This window comes from Methanolobus sp. ZRKC2 (assembly GCF_045291185.1).
GTDB lineage: Archaea > Halobacteriota > Methanosarcinia > Methanosarcinales > Methanosarcinaceae > Methanolobus.
Map to the genome: position 1 here is coordinate 1,416,994 of NZ_CP146980.1, position 16,502 is coordinate 1,433,495.

The 16,502-nt window shown below is 41.2% G+C and carries 18 protein-coding genes and 1 tRNA gene; 10 read left to right on the forward strand and 9 right to left on the reverse strand.

Annotation, left to right across the window (positions count from 1 at the left end; all coding sequences use genetic code 11):
- Nucleotides 1-15 precede the first annotated feature (15 nt).
- The 9 genes from V7O62_RS06575 to V7O62_RS06615 all read left to right on the forward strand — a co-directional run bounded on the left by V7O62_RS06575 (nt 16) and on the right by V7O62_RS06615 (nt 7,804).
- Nucleotides 16-294 carry a 50S ribosomal protein L44e gene (locus V7O62_RS06575; protein ID WP_406658206.1) on the forward strand — a complete coding sequence of 93 codons (279 nt, stop codon included), beginning with the start codon at nt 16-18 and terminating at the stop codon, nt 292-294.
- 5 nt (nt 295-299) lie between these two features.
- Nucleotides 300-479 carry a 30S ribosomal protein S27e gene (locus tag V7O62_RS06580; protein WP_406658207.1) on the forward strand — a complete coding sequence of 60 codons (180 nt, stop codon included), beginning with the start codon at nt 300-302 and terminating at the stop codon, nt 477-479.
- An 11-nt stretch (nt 480-490) separates the two neighbouring features.
- Nucleotides 491-1,288 carry a translation initiation factor IF-2 subunit alpha gene (locus V7O62_RS06585; protein ID WP_406658208.1) on the forward strand — a complete coding sequence of 266 codons (798 nt, stop codon included), beginning with the start codon at nt 491-493 and terminating at the stop codon, nt 1,286-1,288.
- Nucleotides 1,289-1,295: 7 nt separating this feature from the next.
- The gene (locus V7O62_RS06590; protein ID WP_406658209.1) at nt 1,296-1,454 is read left to right on the forward strand and encodes an RNA-protein complex protein Nop10; all 159 of its coding nucleotides are present in this window, start codon (nt 1,296-1,298) and stop codon (nt 1,452-1,454) included.
- 3 nt (nt 1,455-1,457) lie between these two features.
- Nucleotides 1,458-2,231 carry a proteasome assembly chaperone family protein gene (locus V7O62_RS06595; RefSeq protein ID WP_406658210.1) on the forward strand — a complete coding sequence of 258 codons (774 nt, stop codon included), beginning with the start codon at nt 1,458-1,460 and terminating at the stop codon, nt 2,229-2,231.
- A 13-nt stretch (nt 2,232-2,244) separates the two neighbouring features.
- On the forward strand, nt 2,245-3,462 hold the full coding sequence (locus V7O62_RS06600; RefSeq protein ID WP_406658211.1) for a TIGR00375 family protein: 1,218 nt from the start codon (nt 2,245-2,247) through the stop codon (nt 3,460-3,462).
- A gap of 44 nt (nt 3,463-3,506) precedes the next feature.
- Nucleotides 3,507-3,621, forward strand: a tRNA-Ser gene (locus V7O62_RS06605).
- Between the two features lie 263 nt (nt 3,622-3,884).
- Nucleotides 3,885-5,549, forward strand: coding sequence for an ATP-binding protein (locus tag V7O62_RS06610; protein WP_406658212.1), 1,665 nt, complete (start codon nt 3,885-3,887; stop codon nt 5,547-5,549).
- 650 nt (nt 5,550-6,199) lie between these two features.
- Nucleotides 6,200-7,804 (forward strand): PAS domain-containing sensor histidine kinase, encoded by a 1,605-nt coding sequence (locus V7O62_RS06615; protein WP_406658213.1) that lies wholly within the window; start codon nt 6,200-6,202, stop codon nt 7,802-7,804.
- Nucleotides 7,805-7,816: 12 nt separating this feature from the next.
- On the opposite strand, the gene V7O62_RS06620 is transcribed toward V7O62_RS06615, so the two are convergent.
- From V7O62_RS06620 to V7O62_RS06630, 3 genes are read right to left on the reverse strand one after another with little or no spacing between them, the layout of a single operon-like run.
- Nucleotides 7,817-8,134 (reverse strand): YbjQ family protein, encoded by a 318-nt coding sequence (locus tag V7O62_RS06620; RefSeq protein WP_406658214.1) that lies wholly within the window; start codon nt 8,132-8,134, stop codon nt 7,817-7,819.
- Nucleotides 8,135-8,173: 39 nt separating this feature from the next.
- Nucleotides 8,174-9,928, reverse strand: a complete 1,755-nt coding sequence (locus V7O62_RS06625) for an ATP-binding protein (protein WP_406658215.1) — start codon at nt 9,926-9,928, stop codon at nt 8,174-8,176.
- A gap of 35 nt (nt 9,929-9,963) precedes the next feature.
- Nucleotides 9,964-10,476 carry a response regulator gene (locus V7O62_RS06630; RefSeq protein ID WP_406658216.1) on the reverse strand — a complete coding sequence of 171 codons (513 nt, stop codon included), beginning with the start codon at nt 10,474-10,476 and terminating at the stop codon, nt 9,964-9,966.
- A 153-nt stretch (nt 10,477-10,629) separates the two neighbouring features.
- Here V7O62_RS06630 and V7O62_RS06635 point away from each other — a divergent pair, with 153 nt between their 5' ends.
- A complete protein-coding gene (locus tag V7O62_RS06635) occupies nt 10,630-10,917 on the forward strand; it encodes a MarR family transcriptional regulator (protein ID WP_406658217.1) in 288 nt (95 codons plus the stop codon).
- 27 nt (nt 10,918-10,944) lie between these two features.
- Here the strand turns inward: V7O62_RS06635 and V7O62_RS06640 are convergent, their stop codons facing one another.
- The 6 genes from V7O62_RS06640 to V7O62_RS06665 all read right to left on the reverse strand — a co-directional run bounded on the left by V7O62_RS06640 (nt 10,945) and on the right by V7O62_RS06665 (nt 16,495).
- Nucleotides 10,945-11,598 carry a sensor domain-containing protein gene (locus V7O62_RS06640; protein ID WP_406658218.1) on the reverse strand — a complete coding sequence of 218 codons (654 nt, stop codon included), beginning with the start codon at nt 11,596-11,598 and terminating at the stop codon, nt 10,945-10,947.
- 82 nt (nt 11,599-11,680) lie between these two features.
- A complete protein-coding gene (locus V7O62_RS06645; RefSeq protein WP_406658219.1) occupies nt 11,681-11,908 on the reverse strand; it encodes a PLDc N-terminal domain-containing protein in 228 nt (75 codons plus the stop codon).
- A gap of 36 nt (nt 11,909-11,944) precedes the next feature.
- Nucleotides 11,945-13,159, reverse strand: coding sequence for an ABC transporter permease (locus tag V7O62_RS06650; RefSeq protein ID WP_406658220.1), 1,215 nt, complete (start codon nt 13,157-13,159; stop codon nt 11,945-11,947).
- 19 nt (nt 13,160-13,178) lie between these two features.
- Nucleotides 13,179-14,414: a COG1361 S-layer family protein gene (locus tag V7O62_RS06655; RefSeq protein ID WP_406658221.1), complete on the reverse strand. Its 1,236-nt coding sequence runs from the start codon at nt 14,412-14,414 to the stop codon at nt 13,179-13,181.
- A gap of 10 nt (nt 14,415-14,424) precedes the next feature.
- Nucleotides 14,425-15,138: an ABC transporter ATP-binding protein gene (locus V7O62_RS06660; RefSeq protein ID WP_406658222.1), complete on the reverse strand. Its 714-nt coding sequence runs from the start codon at nt 15,136-15,138 to the stop codon at nt 14,425-14,427.
- 142 nt (nt 15,139-15,280) lie between these two features.
- Complete coding sequence (locus tag V7O62_RS06665) at nt 15,281-16,495, reverse strand: ABC transporter permease (protein WP_406658223.1); 1,215 nt, start codon at nt 16,493-16,495, stop codon at nt 15,281-15,283.
- Nucleotides 16,496-16,502 lie beyond the last annotated feature (7 nt).

The following is a 16,502-nucleotide window of genomic DNA, read 5'->3' on the forward strand; positions in this document are numbered from 1 at the left end:
TTCAAGGTGTAGATAATGAAGATCCCGAAGAGATTCAAAACATATTGCCCTTCATGCAAGAAGCATACAGAAGTTGTTGCTGAAAGAGTGAAGAAGGGAAAAGCATCGTCATTAACACATATCGAAAGGCAGAAGAAACGCCAAACAGGAATCGGTAACAGTGGAAAATTCTCAAAGGTGCCTGGAGGAGACAAGCCAACCAAGAGAGTCTGGCTGAGATACAAGTGCACAGAGTGTAACAAATCCCACCAAAGGCCCTGTTTCAGAGCAAAGAAGTTCGAGTTCTCGGAGTGATATAAATGAGCAACAAACCAAAGAGCAGATTCCTACGTGTAAAATGCAATGACTGTGAGAACGAGCAGGTCATTTTCGGAAGTGCAAGCCAAAAGGTAACATGTCTTGTTTGCGGAAGGACACTTGCTGAACCTACAGGCGGCAAATCAACAATAACAACCCATATCCTTGAAGTTCTCGATTAAAGTGATTCATAATGGATAGAAACAACTGGCCTGAAAGCGGAGATTTTGTCGTCTGTACCGTGAAGGATGTAACTGACTTCGGTGCATACACGACACTTGAGGAGTATGATGGAAAGGAAGGATTCATCCATATCTCCGAGATCAAGGCCGGATGGGTCAAGTATGTCAGGGACCACGTAAGAGAAGGACAGAAGATAGTCTGTAAAGTATTAAATGTGGATTCTTCCCGGCGACATATCGACCTGTCACTTAAAGATGTCAACGAGCATCAAAAGCGTGCCAAGATCCAGGAATGGAAGAACGAACAGAAGGCATCAAAATGGCTTCAGTTCGTGGAAGAGGAAACCAATACCAGCCATGAGGAAATGGAGAAAACCAGCCAGAAACTGCTGGAACATTTCGGTAGCCTTTATGCAGCCTTTGAAGAAGCTGCAATGGTCGGTGTCAATGCTTTCAACGAGATCAAGCTGAAGAAGAAAATTGCTAACAGCATCGCAGAGATAGCTCAGAACAACATCAAATTACCCTTTGTGGATATTGCAGGCTATGTCGACCTGACGTGTAACCTTCCGGAAGGCATTGAAATTATAAAGACTGCCCTTGAAGCAGCCAATGATGTAAAGGAAGATGAAGTACGTATCGACATAAGTTACACAGGTGCACCCAGATACAGAATTAAGGTGATTGCTCCTGATTATAAAAAAGCAGAAGCCGTACTGAAGAAATCTGCAGAGATTGCTGTTGATACCATCGAGCAGCTCGGTGGAAAAGGCGAATTCCACAGACATAATGATTCTGTAAAGGCGTGATGTACTTTTGGGGTTGAAGATCTACAGGTGTAAGAACTGCAGCAAATACACACTTGAAGATAAATGCCCGGTGTGTGATTCTCCGGCAGTGGATCCACGACCGGCAAAATACTCCCCGAAAGACCCTTACGGAAAATATCGAAGACTGGCCATAAAGGAAGAATAATCTATGAAGGGGACTAAAGTAATTCGATTAAAAGAGGAAGTTCAGCTTAATAACCCTGTTTTTCTTGTAGGACTTCCAGGTGTTGGACATGTAGGAAAACTCGTTGCAGAGCACCTGATCGAAGAACTTGATGCTGAGAAGATCATTGAGATATATTCACACCATTTCCCACCACAGGTTCTGGTGGATGAGAATAGTGAAATCGATATGGTTAACAATGAAATGTATATTTGTTCTACCAGCAAGTCAGATATTCTCGTACTTGTAGGAGACCATCAGAGTTCTACAGGAGAAGGCCATTATGAGCTCTGTGACCTGTATCTGGACATAGCAGAAGAATTCGGAATTGAGCGAATCTATACTCTGGGAGGGTTTCCCACAGGGCAGCTTACACACTCTGATGAAGTACTAGGAGCTGTTAACAGCCTGGAGCTTGCTGACGAGCTTAAGGAAAATGGAGTTGTTTTCAAAGAGAACGAACCTGGTGGAGGAATTGTTGGCGCTTCCGGCCTAATGCTGGGTTTGAGCAAGTTCAGAAATATTGATGCTGCATGCCTGATGGGACTTACATCAGGATATCTTGTTGATCCGAAAAGTGCACAATCACTACTGAAAGTGATATGCAAAATATTTGATGTGGAGATCGATGAAGGTCCTCTTGAGGAACGCGCAAAGGAAATGGAGAAAATCGTTGCCAGACTTAAAGAGGTAGAGCAGCAGCAACAGGGAATACCGGAAGCCAGTGTCAGGGATGAAGACCTGCGATATATAGGCTGAAGGTGTCCGATGAATGAAAATCAATGCTGATCTGCATATACATTCTAAATATTCGATGGCATGTTCCAAAAAGATGGACCTGCCGACGATAGCAGAAGAAGCAGCAAAAAAAGGCATTGACCTGGTCGCAACGGGAGACTGCATCCATCCAAAATGGATGAAAGAGATCAGGGACAATGCAATCGATGATGAGAAGATCATCATAGGAAATACTAATTTTTCGATAACAACAGAGATAGAGGACAGGAACCGTGTACATCATCTTTTGATACTGCCATCAATATCAAAAGCACAGGAGCTTGCAGAGATTATGGGCAAGCACGGAAATCTCGCAACAGATGGACGCCCCACTGTCCATCTTGATGGTTCTGAAATTGCAGAAATTGCAAGGGATGTTGAAGCACTTATCGGCCCATGTCATGCTTTCACCCCCTGGACAGCAATGTACGCGTATCATGATTCCCTAAAAAGCTGTTATGGGGATATGACAGATTACGTTTCTTTTCTTGAACTGGGCCTGAGTGCCGACAGTAATTATGCAGACAGGATTAGTGAACTTCACAGACTCACTTTCCTTTCAAATTCCGATGCACATTCCCCTTATTCCAATAAACTCGCCCGTGAATTCAACCAGATGGAAGTTCCTGATATCTCATTTGAAGGACTGAAAAAAGCAATATTGAGGGAAAACAATTACAAGGTCACACTCAATATCGGCTTCTATCCACAGGAAGGAAAATACAATGAGTCTGCCTGCATCAAATGCTTCACACATTATTCACTGGAGGAGAGCGTTTCACATAAATGGAAATGCAGTGTATGCGGAGGACGTATCAAAAAAGGAGTGTTTGACCGCGTAAACGAACTTGCCGATCTTTCTGAACCAATGCATCCAGACCACAGACCGCCATACCTGCATCTGATGCCACTTTCGGAAATAATAATGATGGCACTTGGACATGCAAGTATTAATACCAAGGGAGTTCAGGATGCATGGGATAGCCTTCTTGGAAAATTCGGGGATGAACTTAATGTACTTCTGTATGCAGAACCTGAGGACATGGGTTTTGTGGACAACAGGATCGTTGATGCTATAATAGCCTTCAGGGAAAGGAAGGTAATACTCCATCCGGGCGGTGGAGGAAAGTACGGCTGGATAGAAATGCCGGAGGAAAAGAAGGAGAAAAGCGGAGCAGGTGAAAAAAACCAGAGTTCTCTTTTTGATTTCTAATCTCGATATCTATATAATACATAAAGACTATCACAAGCAGCAGTGCCGAGGTGGCAGAGCGGACTAATCCGTGGTAAAATTATCACGGAGTCTATACGCGACCGGCTCGAGACCGGTTTCTCCGGGAGGAGTGCTTGGGTTCGAATCCCAACCTCGGCGTTTTGTACCAGATTAAAAGCCCAACACTTTCACATCGATTACTTTTCAAAGTATTTTAAGGCTTGTTATGCTAAAAGCTAACTGTCGGCATATTTATAAATTTTTTAGCTTGAATAGCTGCCCTAGTTGAATTCTTATGAGTTTGGGGAATAATAAGGGAAAAATAAATATACAGTTCAATTAAACTGTAAGGAAGCCGGAATTTTCTGTAGCTTTACAAACTTCGCTTGATTGTTTGATGCCTGTATACAGGAGATGAGAATTTGAAAAACAGCCCGAAAATTCAAAACGAAGTTATTACTTCCATTTCTATGAACCATAAACAACTTGCATCTATTTTTGATTCAATTGGGGAGCCAATCTATATTACAGACCCTTCTGATCATAGAATTCTTTACATGAATACACCCCTTGAAAATATTTTTGGGAATGCTGTCGGTGAAAAATGCTACAAAATATTTCAACAGCGTGACAGTCCCTGTCCTTTTTGCAATAATGACATTATAATGAAACGGGAACCCAATGAACCATATGTCAGAGAATTTAAGAATAGTGTCAATAACCGCTGGTACAGATGTATCGATTTACCTGTGGAATGGGGAGAAGGAGAATTTGCCCGGTTTGAAATGGCCATAGATATCACGAGCCTTAAAGAAAAAGAAGAACAGATGCAGCGAAGGCTTGAGATTGAAGAAACAATTACTTCAATTTCCACTTTATTCGTATCTCCTTTAACTATTGATGTGTCCATCAATGTCGCTCTTGAAAAACTCTGTAAACTATGTGGGGCTAGCAGAAGTTATATTTTCCTGCTTCGGGACAACGGAACAATCATGGACAATACTCACGAATACTGTATTGAGGGTGTGGAGGCACAAAAAGAAAATTTACAGGACATGCCCAGTGACATGGTTCCGTGGTGGATGGACAAGCTTAGTAAAAATGAAATAATTCATATCAAAAACATTTCTTCCCTTCCTTCTGAAGCATCTTCCGAAAAAGAAATTTTGGAGGCCCAAGATATCAAATCCCTGATCGTCCTCCCTATAAACTTTTATGATAAGCTTGGAGGCTTTATTGGTTTGGATAATGTGGTTGAAACTAGAGAATGGAATGGGGAGGATACAAAAATCCTGACCCTGGTTTCGGAGATAATCGGGACAGCATTTGAAAGAAAAAACAGGGAAAAGATGTTAATAGAAGCTAAAATGAAAGCTGAAACTGCAAACATTGCAAAGAGTGAGTTCCTTGCAAATATGAGCCATGAATTAAGGACTCCCCTGAATTCTATAATAGGATTTTCCGATATCCTTAATCACGAAATCTTCGGAGAGCTTAACGAAAAACAAAAAAGCCATGTTTCCAACGTTCTTAACAGCGGGAAGCACCTGTTGAATATCATCAATGATATCCTTGATATTTCCAGAATTGAAATTGGTGAAATTAACCTCATTTCTGAGAAAGTATCAATTCCGGACACTGTTGAGTACGTTTTAAATGCTTCCAGACCACTGTTGTCAAGCAAGAGCATTTCCGTAGAATCCAGAATTGACCCGAAGATTACAGAAATAGTAGTAGACAAACATAAATTCATAAGGATACTTAACAACCTGCTACATAACGCTGCAAAATTCACACCTGAGAAAGGAACTATCACGGTTCTTGCTGAACCTCTACAAGGCATGGTCAAATTTTCAGTTATAGATACGGGAGTCGGGATTCCCAAGGAAAGTATAGCACACCTTTTCGACAGATTCTACCAGGTAGACGGTTCGATTGCCCGCGCTCAAGGAGGAGTAGGATTAGGGCTCTCTATTGTAAAAGATCTTGTAGAAATGCATGATGGAGAGATTTGGGTTGAAAGCGAAGTCGGAAAAGGGAGCACTTTTTCTTTCACCCTGCCTCTGGAAATAAGACAGATCTCATAATATTGATCTTTCGCCCTGTACAAATCCTTTTTTGATAGTACGAAGTACTCGTTTCATGTGGATTTCAAGCAAAAGTTTTTGGAACTATACATTTGAATCAAAAATAAAAGATCTTTTCAAGATGCATAATCCATATCTAAAATCAAGATTTCAGGAAAAGGTTTGTTCTGATCAGATGAACATGAAAATAGAAGGTAGATAGAGGCACCATATAAACCACCACGCCTTTAGGTGCCTCTCTCCTTGCGATTCGAGATGTCCCCACATCTCTTTAACTCCACTCCCTTTATTGCAGCTTGTACCCCACAACCCGCAAAGGATAATATGTCATTTTTTTATTTAACTCAAACTCTTCTTAATAAAACGAATAACACTAACTTTAATTCATAGGCTAAATTTGAATGGTGTTGAAACTTAAATTTTGAAAGAAATATTGCTGATTAGTATAAACTTAGTTCATTCACATAATAATGGATGAGAAAATATATTTATACATTACATATCTAATTTTAGTATAGCAAAACCAGACTAAAAAACTGTTCTTGATTGCAATTCGAGAGAAAAATTTAACAATAAATGTGCCTTTGACAAACCAATAAATGTTTTAATTTTTATTAAATAAAAATATGAATGGAGACTCTTAGTCATACATGGTAGAGCAATGCCCATATCCAAGCAATGCAAAATATCCGGTTGCAAAAAAAACAACAAAGTTCTATGAAGATAAGATAAAGCATCTTACAAGAGAACTGGAAAAAAAGAACAAGCAATTAAGAATACGTCAAGAATTCTACGAAGAGAGGCTCGAGAATCTGAACGATGTGCTCTTTGCAGTTGACAATGAGGGAAAATTCACATATCTTAACTCTGCAATCGAAAATCTAACCGAATACAAAAAAGAAGAGGTGCTTGGAACACCATTTACAAATTATGTTCATCCTGAAGACCTTCCCAGGCTGATCAAAGAGATCGAGAAGACAATTCACGGAGCAAAAGAACCTTACATGTTCCGGATCATCAAAAAATCAGGAAATATCGGATATGTGCATACCTCATCCCGTCCGATTATTAGGGATTCAAAAGTAGTTGGTATAAACGGGTTGATGGTAGACATAAAGAAACTCAAACAGGTCGAATCGAACTTAAAAGAAGAAAGAGATTTAGCCCAGAAATATCTCGATGTCGTAGCTGTTATAATATTTGTCATTGATAGAGAAGGAAATATCAATCTCATTAACAGGAAAGGATATGAAGTACTCGGATTCAAGGAAGATGAGGTCCTTTCAAGCAACTGGTTCGATATTTATTCTCCTGAACATTCCAGAGAAAAAGAAAAGGCAAATTACAGGAAAGTCATGAACGGGGAACTGAATCTTCCTGAACATTTTGAATCCTCGATCCAGATGGTTGACAAGGAAATAAGAACCTTCCAATGGCACAATATTCTGTTAAAAGATGAGAATGGCAACATAAAAGGACTTCTTACATCGGGCGAGGACATAACTGAAAGAAAAAAAGCTGAGAAAACTCTTATAATGGCCAAACTGATAGCTGAAAATGCACACAGGACAAAAAGAGAATTTATATCCACCATTAGCCATGAACTGAGGACACCACTAAATCACATAATAGGTTATTCAAAACTGCTGCATGAAGATGATTCAGCTTTACTCAGTAACGAACAAAAGAAGTATGCACGAGTAATAACAGGAAGTGGGGATACTCTCCTTAAAATGGTAAACTCGATGATTGATCTTTGCGAGATAGAGAACGGAACACTTGAAATTGACAAAAAAGAATTCTTACTTCCTGCAGTGATAGACGAAATCGAGAGCTTTATGGCACCGATAGCAAAACAGAAAGATATAAACCTGAGCTTTGACATCAACACAGAATCCAATGCAATATATTCTGATGAAGAGAAATTCAGGACGATACTTTATAATATTACCCATAACGCAATAAAATTCACACCTCCTGGCGGAACTGTAAATGTAAAAGTATATTCTCCTGACAGGAAGCTCTTGAGGATCGCCATCACAGATAGCGGGATTGGAATATCAAAAGAAGAATTGAGTAAGCTTTTCAAACCGTTTTGCCAGGCAGATTCATCTCTCAATCGAAAATTTAATGGAACAGGACTGGGACTTTCCCTTGCGAAAGAGTTTGTGGAAATGTTAGGAGGAAAAATACAGGTTGAAAGTGAGCCTGAAAAAGGTAGTACTTTCAGCTTCACTATCCCTGCTGCACCTTAATCCAAACTTGATTTACACTTTTTTAATTCTCACTGCAGTGCCATATGCAAGCAACTCTGCAGCACCAGCCATCGTTTGCGAGGTCGTAAACCTCACATTTACAACTGCATCAGCATTTATTTTATTGGCTTCCTCAATCATCCTTGAAAGGGCCTCTTTACGGGCCTGGGTGAGCATGTCAGAGTATCCTTTGAGCTCACCACCGACAATGTTCTTCAAACCTGCAGCAATGTCACTTCCAAGATGCTTTGTGCGAACAGTGTTTCCAAAAATCACACCCAGAATCTCCAGTTCCTTACCTTCGATGTCATTTGTTGTCGTTACTAACATGTAATGCCTCCTTTACTCATTTACAAATTTACGAAATTATCATTTCTTTGATTGCTCATCACTCTTTTTTAGCGTAAAAACAAACTTGCTTCCATTACCGGGCTCACTTTCCACTTTAATGGAACCATCCATACCTTCAACTAAGCCTTTGCTAATAGACAATCCAAGCCCGCATCCACCTACTTTACGTGTAGAAGTACTGTCTATCTGATAGAATTTATCGAATACGTGCTCCAGATTTTCAGGATCGATACCAATCCCGTTATCCATAACACTTACATTTACGTTACTGCCTGTTTCCTGTGCAGAGACAGTAATCTTTCCGCCTCCAGGAGTGAACTTGACAGCATTGTTTAACAGGTTGACAAAAACCTGGATAAGCTTGTCTTTGTCAGCAAAAACCCTGGGAATTGATTCCGGCATATCCAACACAATATCAACTCCCTTGTCCTCGGAAAACCTGCGGATGTTCTCAAGAGAATAGTCCAAAGCCTCATGTAAATCAACGCTTTCCATGTCGAACTTCATCCTGTTTGATTCGATCCTGGATATATCCAAAAGATCATCAACCATTCTGGCCTGTCTGTCAACATTCCGGTTTATAAGAGCAAGTAGCTGTTTTCTTGTATCCGAGTCACATTTTTCCTCCAGAAGGAATTCACTGGAGGTCTTCATTGCCGTGAGGGGAGTTTTCAACTCATGTGAAACCATTGACAGAAACTCCGTTTTCAGCCGGTCAACCTCTTTTAATTTCTGATTTGCAGATAACAACGACTTGTTGGATCGCTGTAGTTCACGAGTCTTTTTCTCAACTTCTTTTTCAAGGCTCTTGTTCCAGTTAAGAAGAATAAAGTATACCTGTGAACTCAAAAACAGTATGAAAAGAACAGAAAGACCGGCAACTGTAAACAATTTCACGTAGACGGAAACAATTATCTTATCAACTTCGCTACCCGAGCTTGAAAGACCCAGAGACCAATTCTTGTTATACCATGTGACAGGAGAATATGAGACCAGTACATCCTGCATGCGACCATTCGAGTTCATTTCAGGATATTTACCGTTACCCTCCATGCCATTGACCTGGGCTTCAACGATACTCAGGCGCTCAACCTCGTAATCACTTATATGATCAAAATAGCTTGTTCCTTTTTCATAGCTGCCTGACTGATCATAGAGGATCTCACCTTTACCGTTGAGAAGATAGACAGTGTTAGAGGTGTTAGAGGTATTGAATTGGTGAATAATATTCTCATCAGATACAATGCCAAAGATCGCACCCCTGAACTCCTCACCTTCAAAGACAGGAACCCATACAAAGGACCCGAAAACACCTTCCATTGTCATTGTAGGTTCGGAGATGTAAACCTCGCCGGTCTTCTTTACATTCTCAAAGGCCCACTCATTGTTATTTTCATAAAGATTATAGCCATAAGGCACGCTCTCAGAAGGATATCCTGATACGACAGTACCATTTGCATCAATGAACTCTAAAACATGATATATCTCAGCAGATTTATATATCGTCTCAAAATCCGAAACAAAAAGATCATCAGGAATACCTTGTTGGTTCTTAGCCATTACCTCAAGCAGCAATACCCTCTCATTGAGTAACTCCTCAATAGAAGAAGAGATGTATTGCGTAAGTATTAGCTGTTGATTCTGATATTGATCCTCCACTATAGATCGTACCTCATCATTTGCCTTCATCCAGAAGAAAACTATGGAGCCGACCAGAAGTAGTACTATCACTGCAAAGATAACAAGGTTCCATCTATTTTTTTTATTCCACATTGGACCGAAAATCGCAAGTTTTCAAAAAAGTAAGTTCAAAAACTGCTCCTTCTAAGCACCGTTCTTATGCGGGCTTTCAATTCCTTCAGGTTGAAGGGTTTTGTAACGTAGTCATCAGCACCGAGTTCAAGTCCCTCTACCTTGTCGTCAGTCTCCCCTTTTGCAGTCAACATGATGACAGGTATGTTCTCACTGGAAGGATCAGATTTCAACCGTCTGCAGACTTCGAATCCATCCATTCCTGGCATCATGATGTCAAGAAGGATCACATCGGGATTCTCAGTCTTTGCTTTTTCAATCCCCTCAAAACCATCCAGAGCAACTATAACGTTATAACCTTCTGCTTCAAGAGCGACTTTCAGTGCTGTCAGAGCATCTATTTCCTCATCGACTATAAGCAATTTCTCACGGGTATCTGAAAGGAAATCCAGCCTTTGTTGAACAAGGTTCTCATCCAGTGAAAGAGAGGTGGCAATTTCGGCGGTGGTTATGTCGGGATTGTTTTCCATTAGTGCAAGGATCTTGGGGTCAATTTTTTCCGTGTCCATGATTAATACTACCTTGAACTATCAATAATAAATACCCTGATGATGCTATTAAAACCTTTCCAAATATCAAAGAGCTTGTATATTGAGTAGACCAACTATCCAAATAAAAGAAAACCTTATAATCCATAACCGAATATCTTAGATAAGATTAAAATGGATGCGCTGGAAGAGATTTTTGGAAAGACAGCCCAGATGACAGTTCTGAAAAACCTTATTTTGCATCAGAGCGAGTCAACATATCTTTCGGGTATTGCAGAGGAAACCGGCCTTTCCCATTCCAGTGTGGCAAGGGTGATCTCTCCTCTCATTAAAAGCGGTATTGTTATAGAAAAACCTCTTGGAAAACAAATACGCACATTCCGGCTCAATCTTGATAACAAAAAAACACAACTTATACTTAACTTCTATACAAAACTCAACGAGGTTGAGAACAGTTCATAACTTGCTTATAGATCAAAATATCAAAAATCAAGTTTCCTTTTCCAGAATTTCAATATTTTCGATCTGAGGGCTACCCAACATCAAAACTGCAAGGCTCCCGGCAATTTTTGCAAGCAAATTCATCAGATGTAACGATACAAGCCCTACTATTATTCCAAGAGCGGCGGCTAGCAAGGATTCTTCCAAAGAATTCACCTGAAGCATACCAAAAGATATCGAATGGAAACGATAAATTACAGGGGACAGGAGCATACTCAGTGTCAGTGATATCAGGACTACCGTGACGACGAGCGACATGATTCCCATAGGAAACTTCAGGAACAGGTAGAGTAGTGATTTCCATGTTACAGGATTCTTGAGCCTAGTAACCCCCTTATTGACAAGACCGGCATTGTCACCCGGTCCCCGGGACATGGGAGGTATATACACACCCAGAAGCCATATTGCAAGCTGGCGCTCAAAGGATGCTATTTCCCACCAGGCAAGGAAAATCAGAATTAGTATGGGAATTCCCACCCATATAGTCATAAGACTGAAGCCAAGTGATAGGCCGCTTACGAGGAATACAAAATAAGCAGTTCCAAGAGGGAATGTGAACAAAAGATACAGGATATTCATATATGTCTGCTTCCTGAAAGCAACACTTACAAAATCTACCAATGTATTTCTTTGTCCAATCATGCTTCTTCTACCTATACATATCTGATCAATTTTCAATCAAGAAAGTTTAAATTGATGCTTAAATCAAACATCAACAGATCCTTTATCTTCCATACTCCTGGATTCTTTTGGGTCTTCTGAACAGGAAATAGAGTAAAGCCCCAATGAGATGAGTGAAGACAATAATGATAATCCATATCAGTTTATCATTGCCCTCCGAAGGCTCCTTCATTGCCGTATCCAGAAGCATCCAGATCCAGAACAATGTCCCTATTATGCCAACACCAAAGAAAAGGAAGACCATCAAAAATGGAATTCCGATAAATGCCATATCTAACATACAATTCAATTCCTTTTTTAAGATTAATTATTCATGTCTTAGTGCATCCACTGGATTCATCTTTGCAGCTTTATTGGCAGGATATACACCTGCAAGCAGTCCTACAATGATCGATACTAACATTCCTACAAATATCAGGTCCAGCGGGAATATGTAGGGCAAACCCATAGCACTGTCTGCCATAAAGGCTCCGAGAATTCCAAGTCCTGTGCCAAGTATGCCACCAATAAGACCCACTACCATTGATTCTACTATGAAAAGTGACAATACCTCGTGATTCTTATAACCCAGAGACTTCATGATACCTATCTCATTGGTCCTTTCCGTGACCGTAACCAGCATTATGTTCATGATTCCAATGGAGCCAACGATCAGGGAGATTAATGCAACGGAAGTCAGCAGTGATCCAAGAGCAGCCGACAACTGATCAACTTCTTTCAATATTTCAGCCTGATTCATAAGAGCATAGGGCTTTGCATCCTCATTGTCAATATCCCTGAAAGGAACTCCAAGATGTCTTGCAAGCCTTTTGTCAAGCTCATCAGTAACATCGTCTATGGATTCCATACTTGTTGCCGCTGCAAAGAATCCCCAGTAGTAGTCCTCACCTATTATCTCGTTCATAGTCGAGATGGGAATGAATATTCTTTCATCAGATTCAATTCCACTCTGAACGAACGATGTTTCCGGACTCTTAACTATGCCTTTGACCTTGAACTTCTGGGTTACGACCTCACCGTCTCTTGTGGTGAAGGTTAACTCAATTGTATTCTTCTCCAAGATATTCTTGCCGAACTTCTCGTATGCCACATCGTGTCCCAGAACGGCCATGTACTTGTCATTGTCATCCAGGAAGCTTCCAGATTCCATCTCGATGTTTGCAACTTCTTCATAGTCCTCGGAAACACCCTGCACCTGTATCTGCCGGGTCGTGGAAATGAACTTTGCTTCGGCTACCCCCTGCCGCAAGGGAGAGACACCGACTATTCCAGGCGTGTTTTTTACCAGTTTCATCTCATTGTCATGGAAAAGATGGGGAGATTTGCCCTCAATGATAATGAAATTATTACCCACTGTGCCTATTTCCTCAGTAAAGAATTCATTGAAGCTGGCCCCAAGGGACACATTTGCAATTACCGCAGCAACGCCAATGACAATACCCAGTGTTGTAAGTGCTGATCTCAGCTTTGAACTGCCAATGCTTCCCAATGCCATTCTGACTGAATGTGTGAGGCTTAGCATAGTGAATTCTCCTGAAGGGTCACTTATTCTGCTTCCTGCGCCTGTAAAGAACCACAGCCGGAAGGCCAATCACTATTGCTATCACCAGAACTGCTGCAACAGTTCCATTGTTTCCTTCGTTCTCTGTGATCAGCTCTACATTACGGCTGCCCACTTCAGTCATATGTTCATTTATACCGTTCCTGTACTCTGCCTCAATTGACACAGGGTAAGATGTCGCTTCGGCATCACCTTTGGCTTTTATCTCAATTGTAAACAACTCGTCAGGGTCCATGGAGCCGATGTAGTATTCCTCAGGAGAGAAATCAAGTTCATCAGAAACTAGCCTGACACTCACGGAACTTAGAGTGTTCGGGTGCATGTTAGCCACATCAAACTCAAAGGTACCCTCACCATTGGTAAGTATTAGTGGTTTTGAAGGAATGACCTTTATTGCTGAGGAATCGACCTTTACAGGAATTCTCCAGTTACTATTATATGCATGTGAATTTCCTACCATAGAAAGTTCCAGATAATAAGTACCATCCTCAATATCGTCGCTGATATCCACATTGTAACTCAGGGATATGGAATCACCCGGACCGATCACACCAGAGCCTTCGAAGGCACTACTGGTTACCTCAATGCCTTCCGAGCTCGTAAGCATAGCAGACTGAACCCTGGCATTGGTATCATAGTCCTCGCCGTCTATAGTTACAGAACTGGCGGTTGCCGTATTTGTAAGTGTGAAACTTACCGTACCTTTGTCTCCCGGCATGAAAACTTCAGGATCACTTATAGTGGATTCCAGCTGTATTGTTCCTTTGCTGTCAAAGGAAGCAGAACCGACTTTCAGGTCAAATGTCTTCTTGAACCACGTATCACCGGAATCTGTCTGATAATAGATGTCTATGCTGCCGGTACCAAATCTGGCATTTTCATCCACAAACAAACGGTATTCCTTTACCGCAGCATCATCAGGAGAAAGGATACCAATCTCTTTTATCGCATTTTTCTCTGAGTCAAGGGAGAAAGGATACTCTGGATCCATCCTGATAGAAACTGCATCAGCACGGCCATAACCAACATTTTCGATTTTTACCGTGACATCCACATATTCGCCTATTTCTGCAGGATAGGGATCATAATCTATAACATCTACTTTAAGGTTCCCAGCCGAAGCTGCAGATGCAGGGGCCACAAATGCGGAAAATAGAAGTCCGATACAAAAAAGGGAACCTAATATTTTCCGGCCGTAATCATTTTTTTCAACCATATCAACCACTTCAGTTATTCTCAATTCTTCCGTCTTTTATCAGCACTACTCTGTCCACATACTTTTTCATCTCAGGATCATGGGTAATCATTACTATTGTACTGCCCTTTCCATGGAGTTCCGAGAAAATTCCCATGATATCTTCACTGGTCTTTGAATCCAGGTTACCTGTAGGCTCATCCGCAAGAATGAGAGAAGGAGCATTTATTAGCGAACGGGCTATTGCAACTCTTTGTCGCTGCCCCCCGGATAGTTCAGTTGGCTTGTGGTACAAACGGTCATCAAGACCTACAAGCGTCAGCAGGTCCTTTGCCCTTTGCATAGCATCTATATCTTTCTTTGAATTGGAATAAGTGGGAAGGAGTACGTTTTCATATGCACTCAAACGTGGTATCAGATTGAAATTCTGGAAAACAAAACCTATCTCAAAACCACGAAGTTCCGCAAGTTCATTATCGGATATGGTAGCGGTGTCTTTTCCCATCAGCCGGACACTGCCACTGGTCGGTCTGTCAAGGCAGCCTATCATGTTCATCAAGGTACTTTTGCCTGAACCGGAAGGGCCCATGATGGCAACAAATTCCCCCTTTTTCACATTGAGGTCTATCCCGTGGAGAATGGGAACTTCTATTTCCCCAAGAAGATAACTCTTTTTCAGATCATGTATCGTAATGACATCATGTGGAGCATCTGAACCCGGACTATTCGAACTAGTGTCAACCATCAATATACCTCTAGTACTTTGATCTAACAGAATGTCGTAAAACCAGACTATTTATCGACAGGTTAGACTATATGCTCAGAGTACTTAAGTATTTCTATAAATCGACTGGCTGGTCAAAATCCAAAATTAAATAGAGGCTACTTCATTCATGCCTTAAAGCTTCCACAGGATCCAGGCTGGCAGCCCTGCTGGCAGGATAAACACCTGCTATAAGACCTACAACAAATGAAATGATAAAACCAAGAAGTATCAGGTAAGAAGGGAAAATACGAGGAATGTCTAGATAGGATTCAACTGCAAAAGAGCCAACCATTCCAAGCAGGGTGCCAAAAATACCACCGATTATTCCGACAACCGCTGATTCCAGCATAAAAAGTGTCAGGACATCGGACCTGGTAAAACCCAGTGCTTTGAACAGGCCGATCTCCTTTGTTCTTTCGGTAACTGTTACGAGCATGATGTTCATTATACCAATAGAACCAACAACAAGAGCCACTAATGCTATTACCGTTATCAGTATCGTAAGAGAGCTGGAAAGCGAGTCAAGTTGCTCAAGAATATCAGCTTGATTGAAAATCCGATATGGTTTAGCATCATCATTATCCAGATCACGTGCCGGTACTCCAAGGTTCCTAGCAAGTCTTTTGTCCACTTCATCGGAAACCTCCCGGACCGATTCGGCTGTTGCAGTCTTCGCAGAAAAGCCGCCATAATCATCCACTTCAAGAAGCTCGTTCATCGTAGCAATGGGAATGTAGATACTTACATCCCTATCAGGACCACCCTGTACGAAAGTATTATCCTCACCTTCCAGTATTCCTTTGACCCTGAACTTACGGGTGACTGTACTACCATCATCCCTGCGGAAGGTAATATCGATGGAGTTCTTAGTGGAAATATCCTGGTCAAATTTCTCTTCAGCAACCTCTTTCCCAAGAACAGCTACAAATTTGTCCTTATCAGTAAGAAAGTTACCTTCTTCCAGGACAAAATTGGATATGTCCTGAGCATCTTCTCCCACACCCTGGACATCTATCTGCCGGGTAGCCGAGAAATAGCTTACAGCTGCCGTTTGCTGGTTGAAAGGGGATGCACCTACAATACCTGGAGTGTTTCTGACGACTTCAAGTTGCTCGTCATAAAGTATGTTGACATCCTGACTGTAGATTATTATGAAATTTGAACCGAGAGACCCCAGCTCATCGGTAAAGTACTGGTTGAAACTTGTACCCAAAGAAACATTTGCAACAACCGCAGCCACTCCTATTACTATTCCTAAGGTTGTCAGAGTCGAGCGAAGTTTCGCACTCCTTATACTTCCAATTGCAATTCCCAGTGCCTGCTTGATGTCAATCATGAAAAAT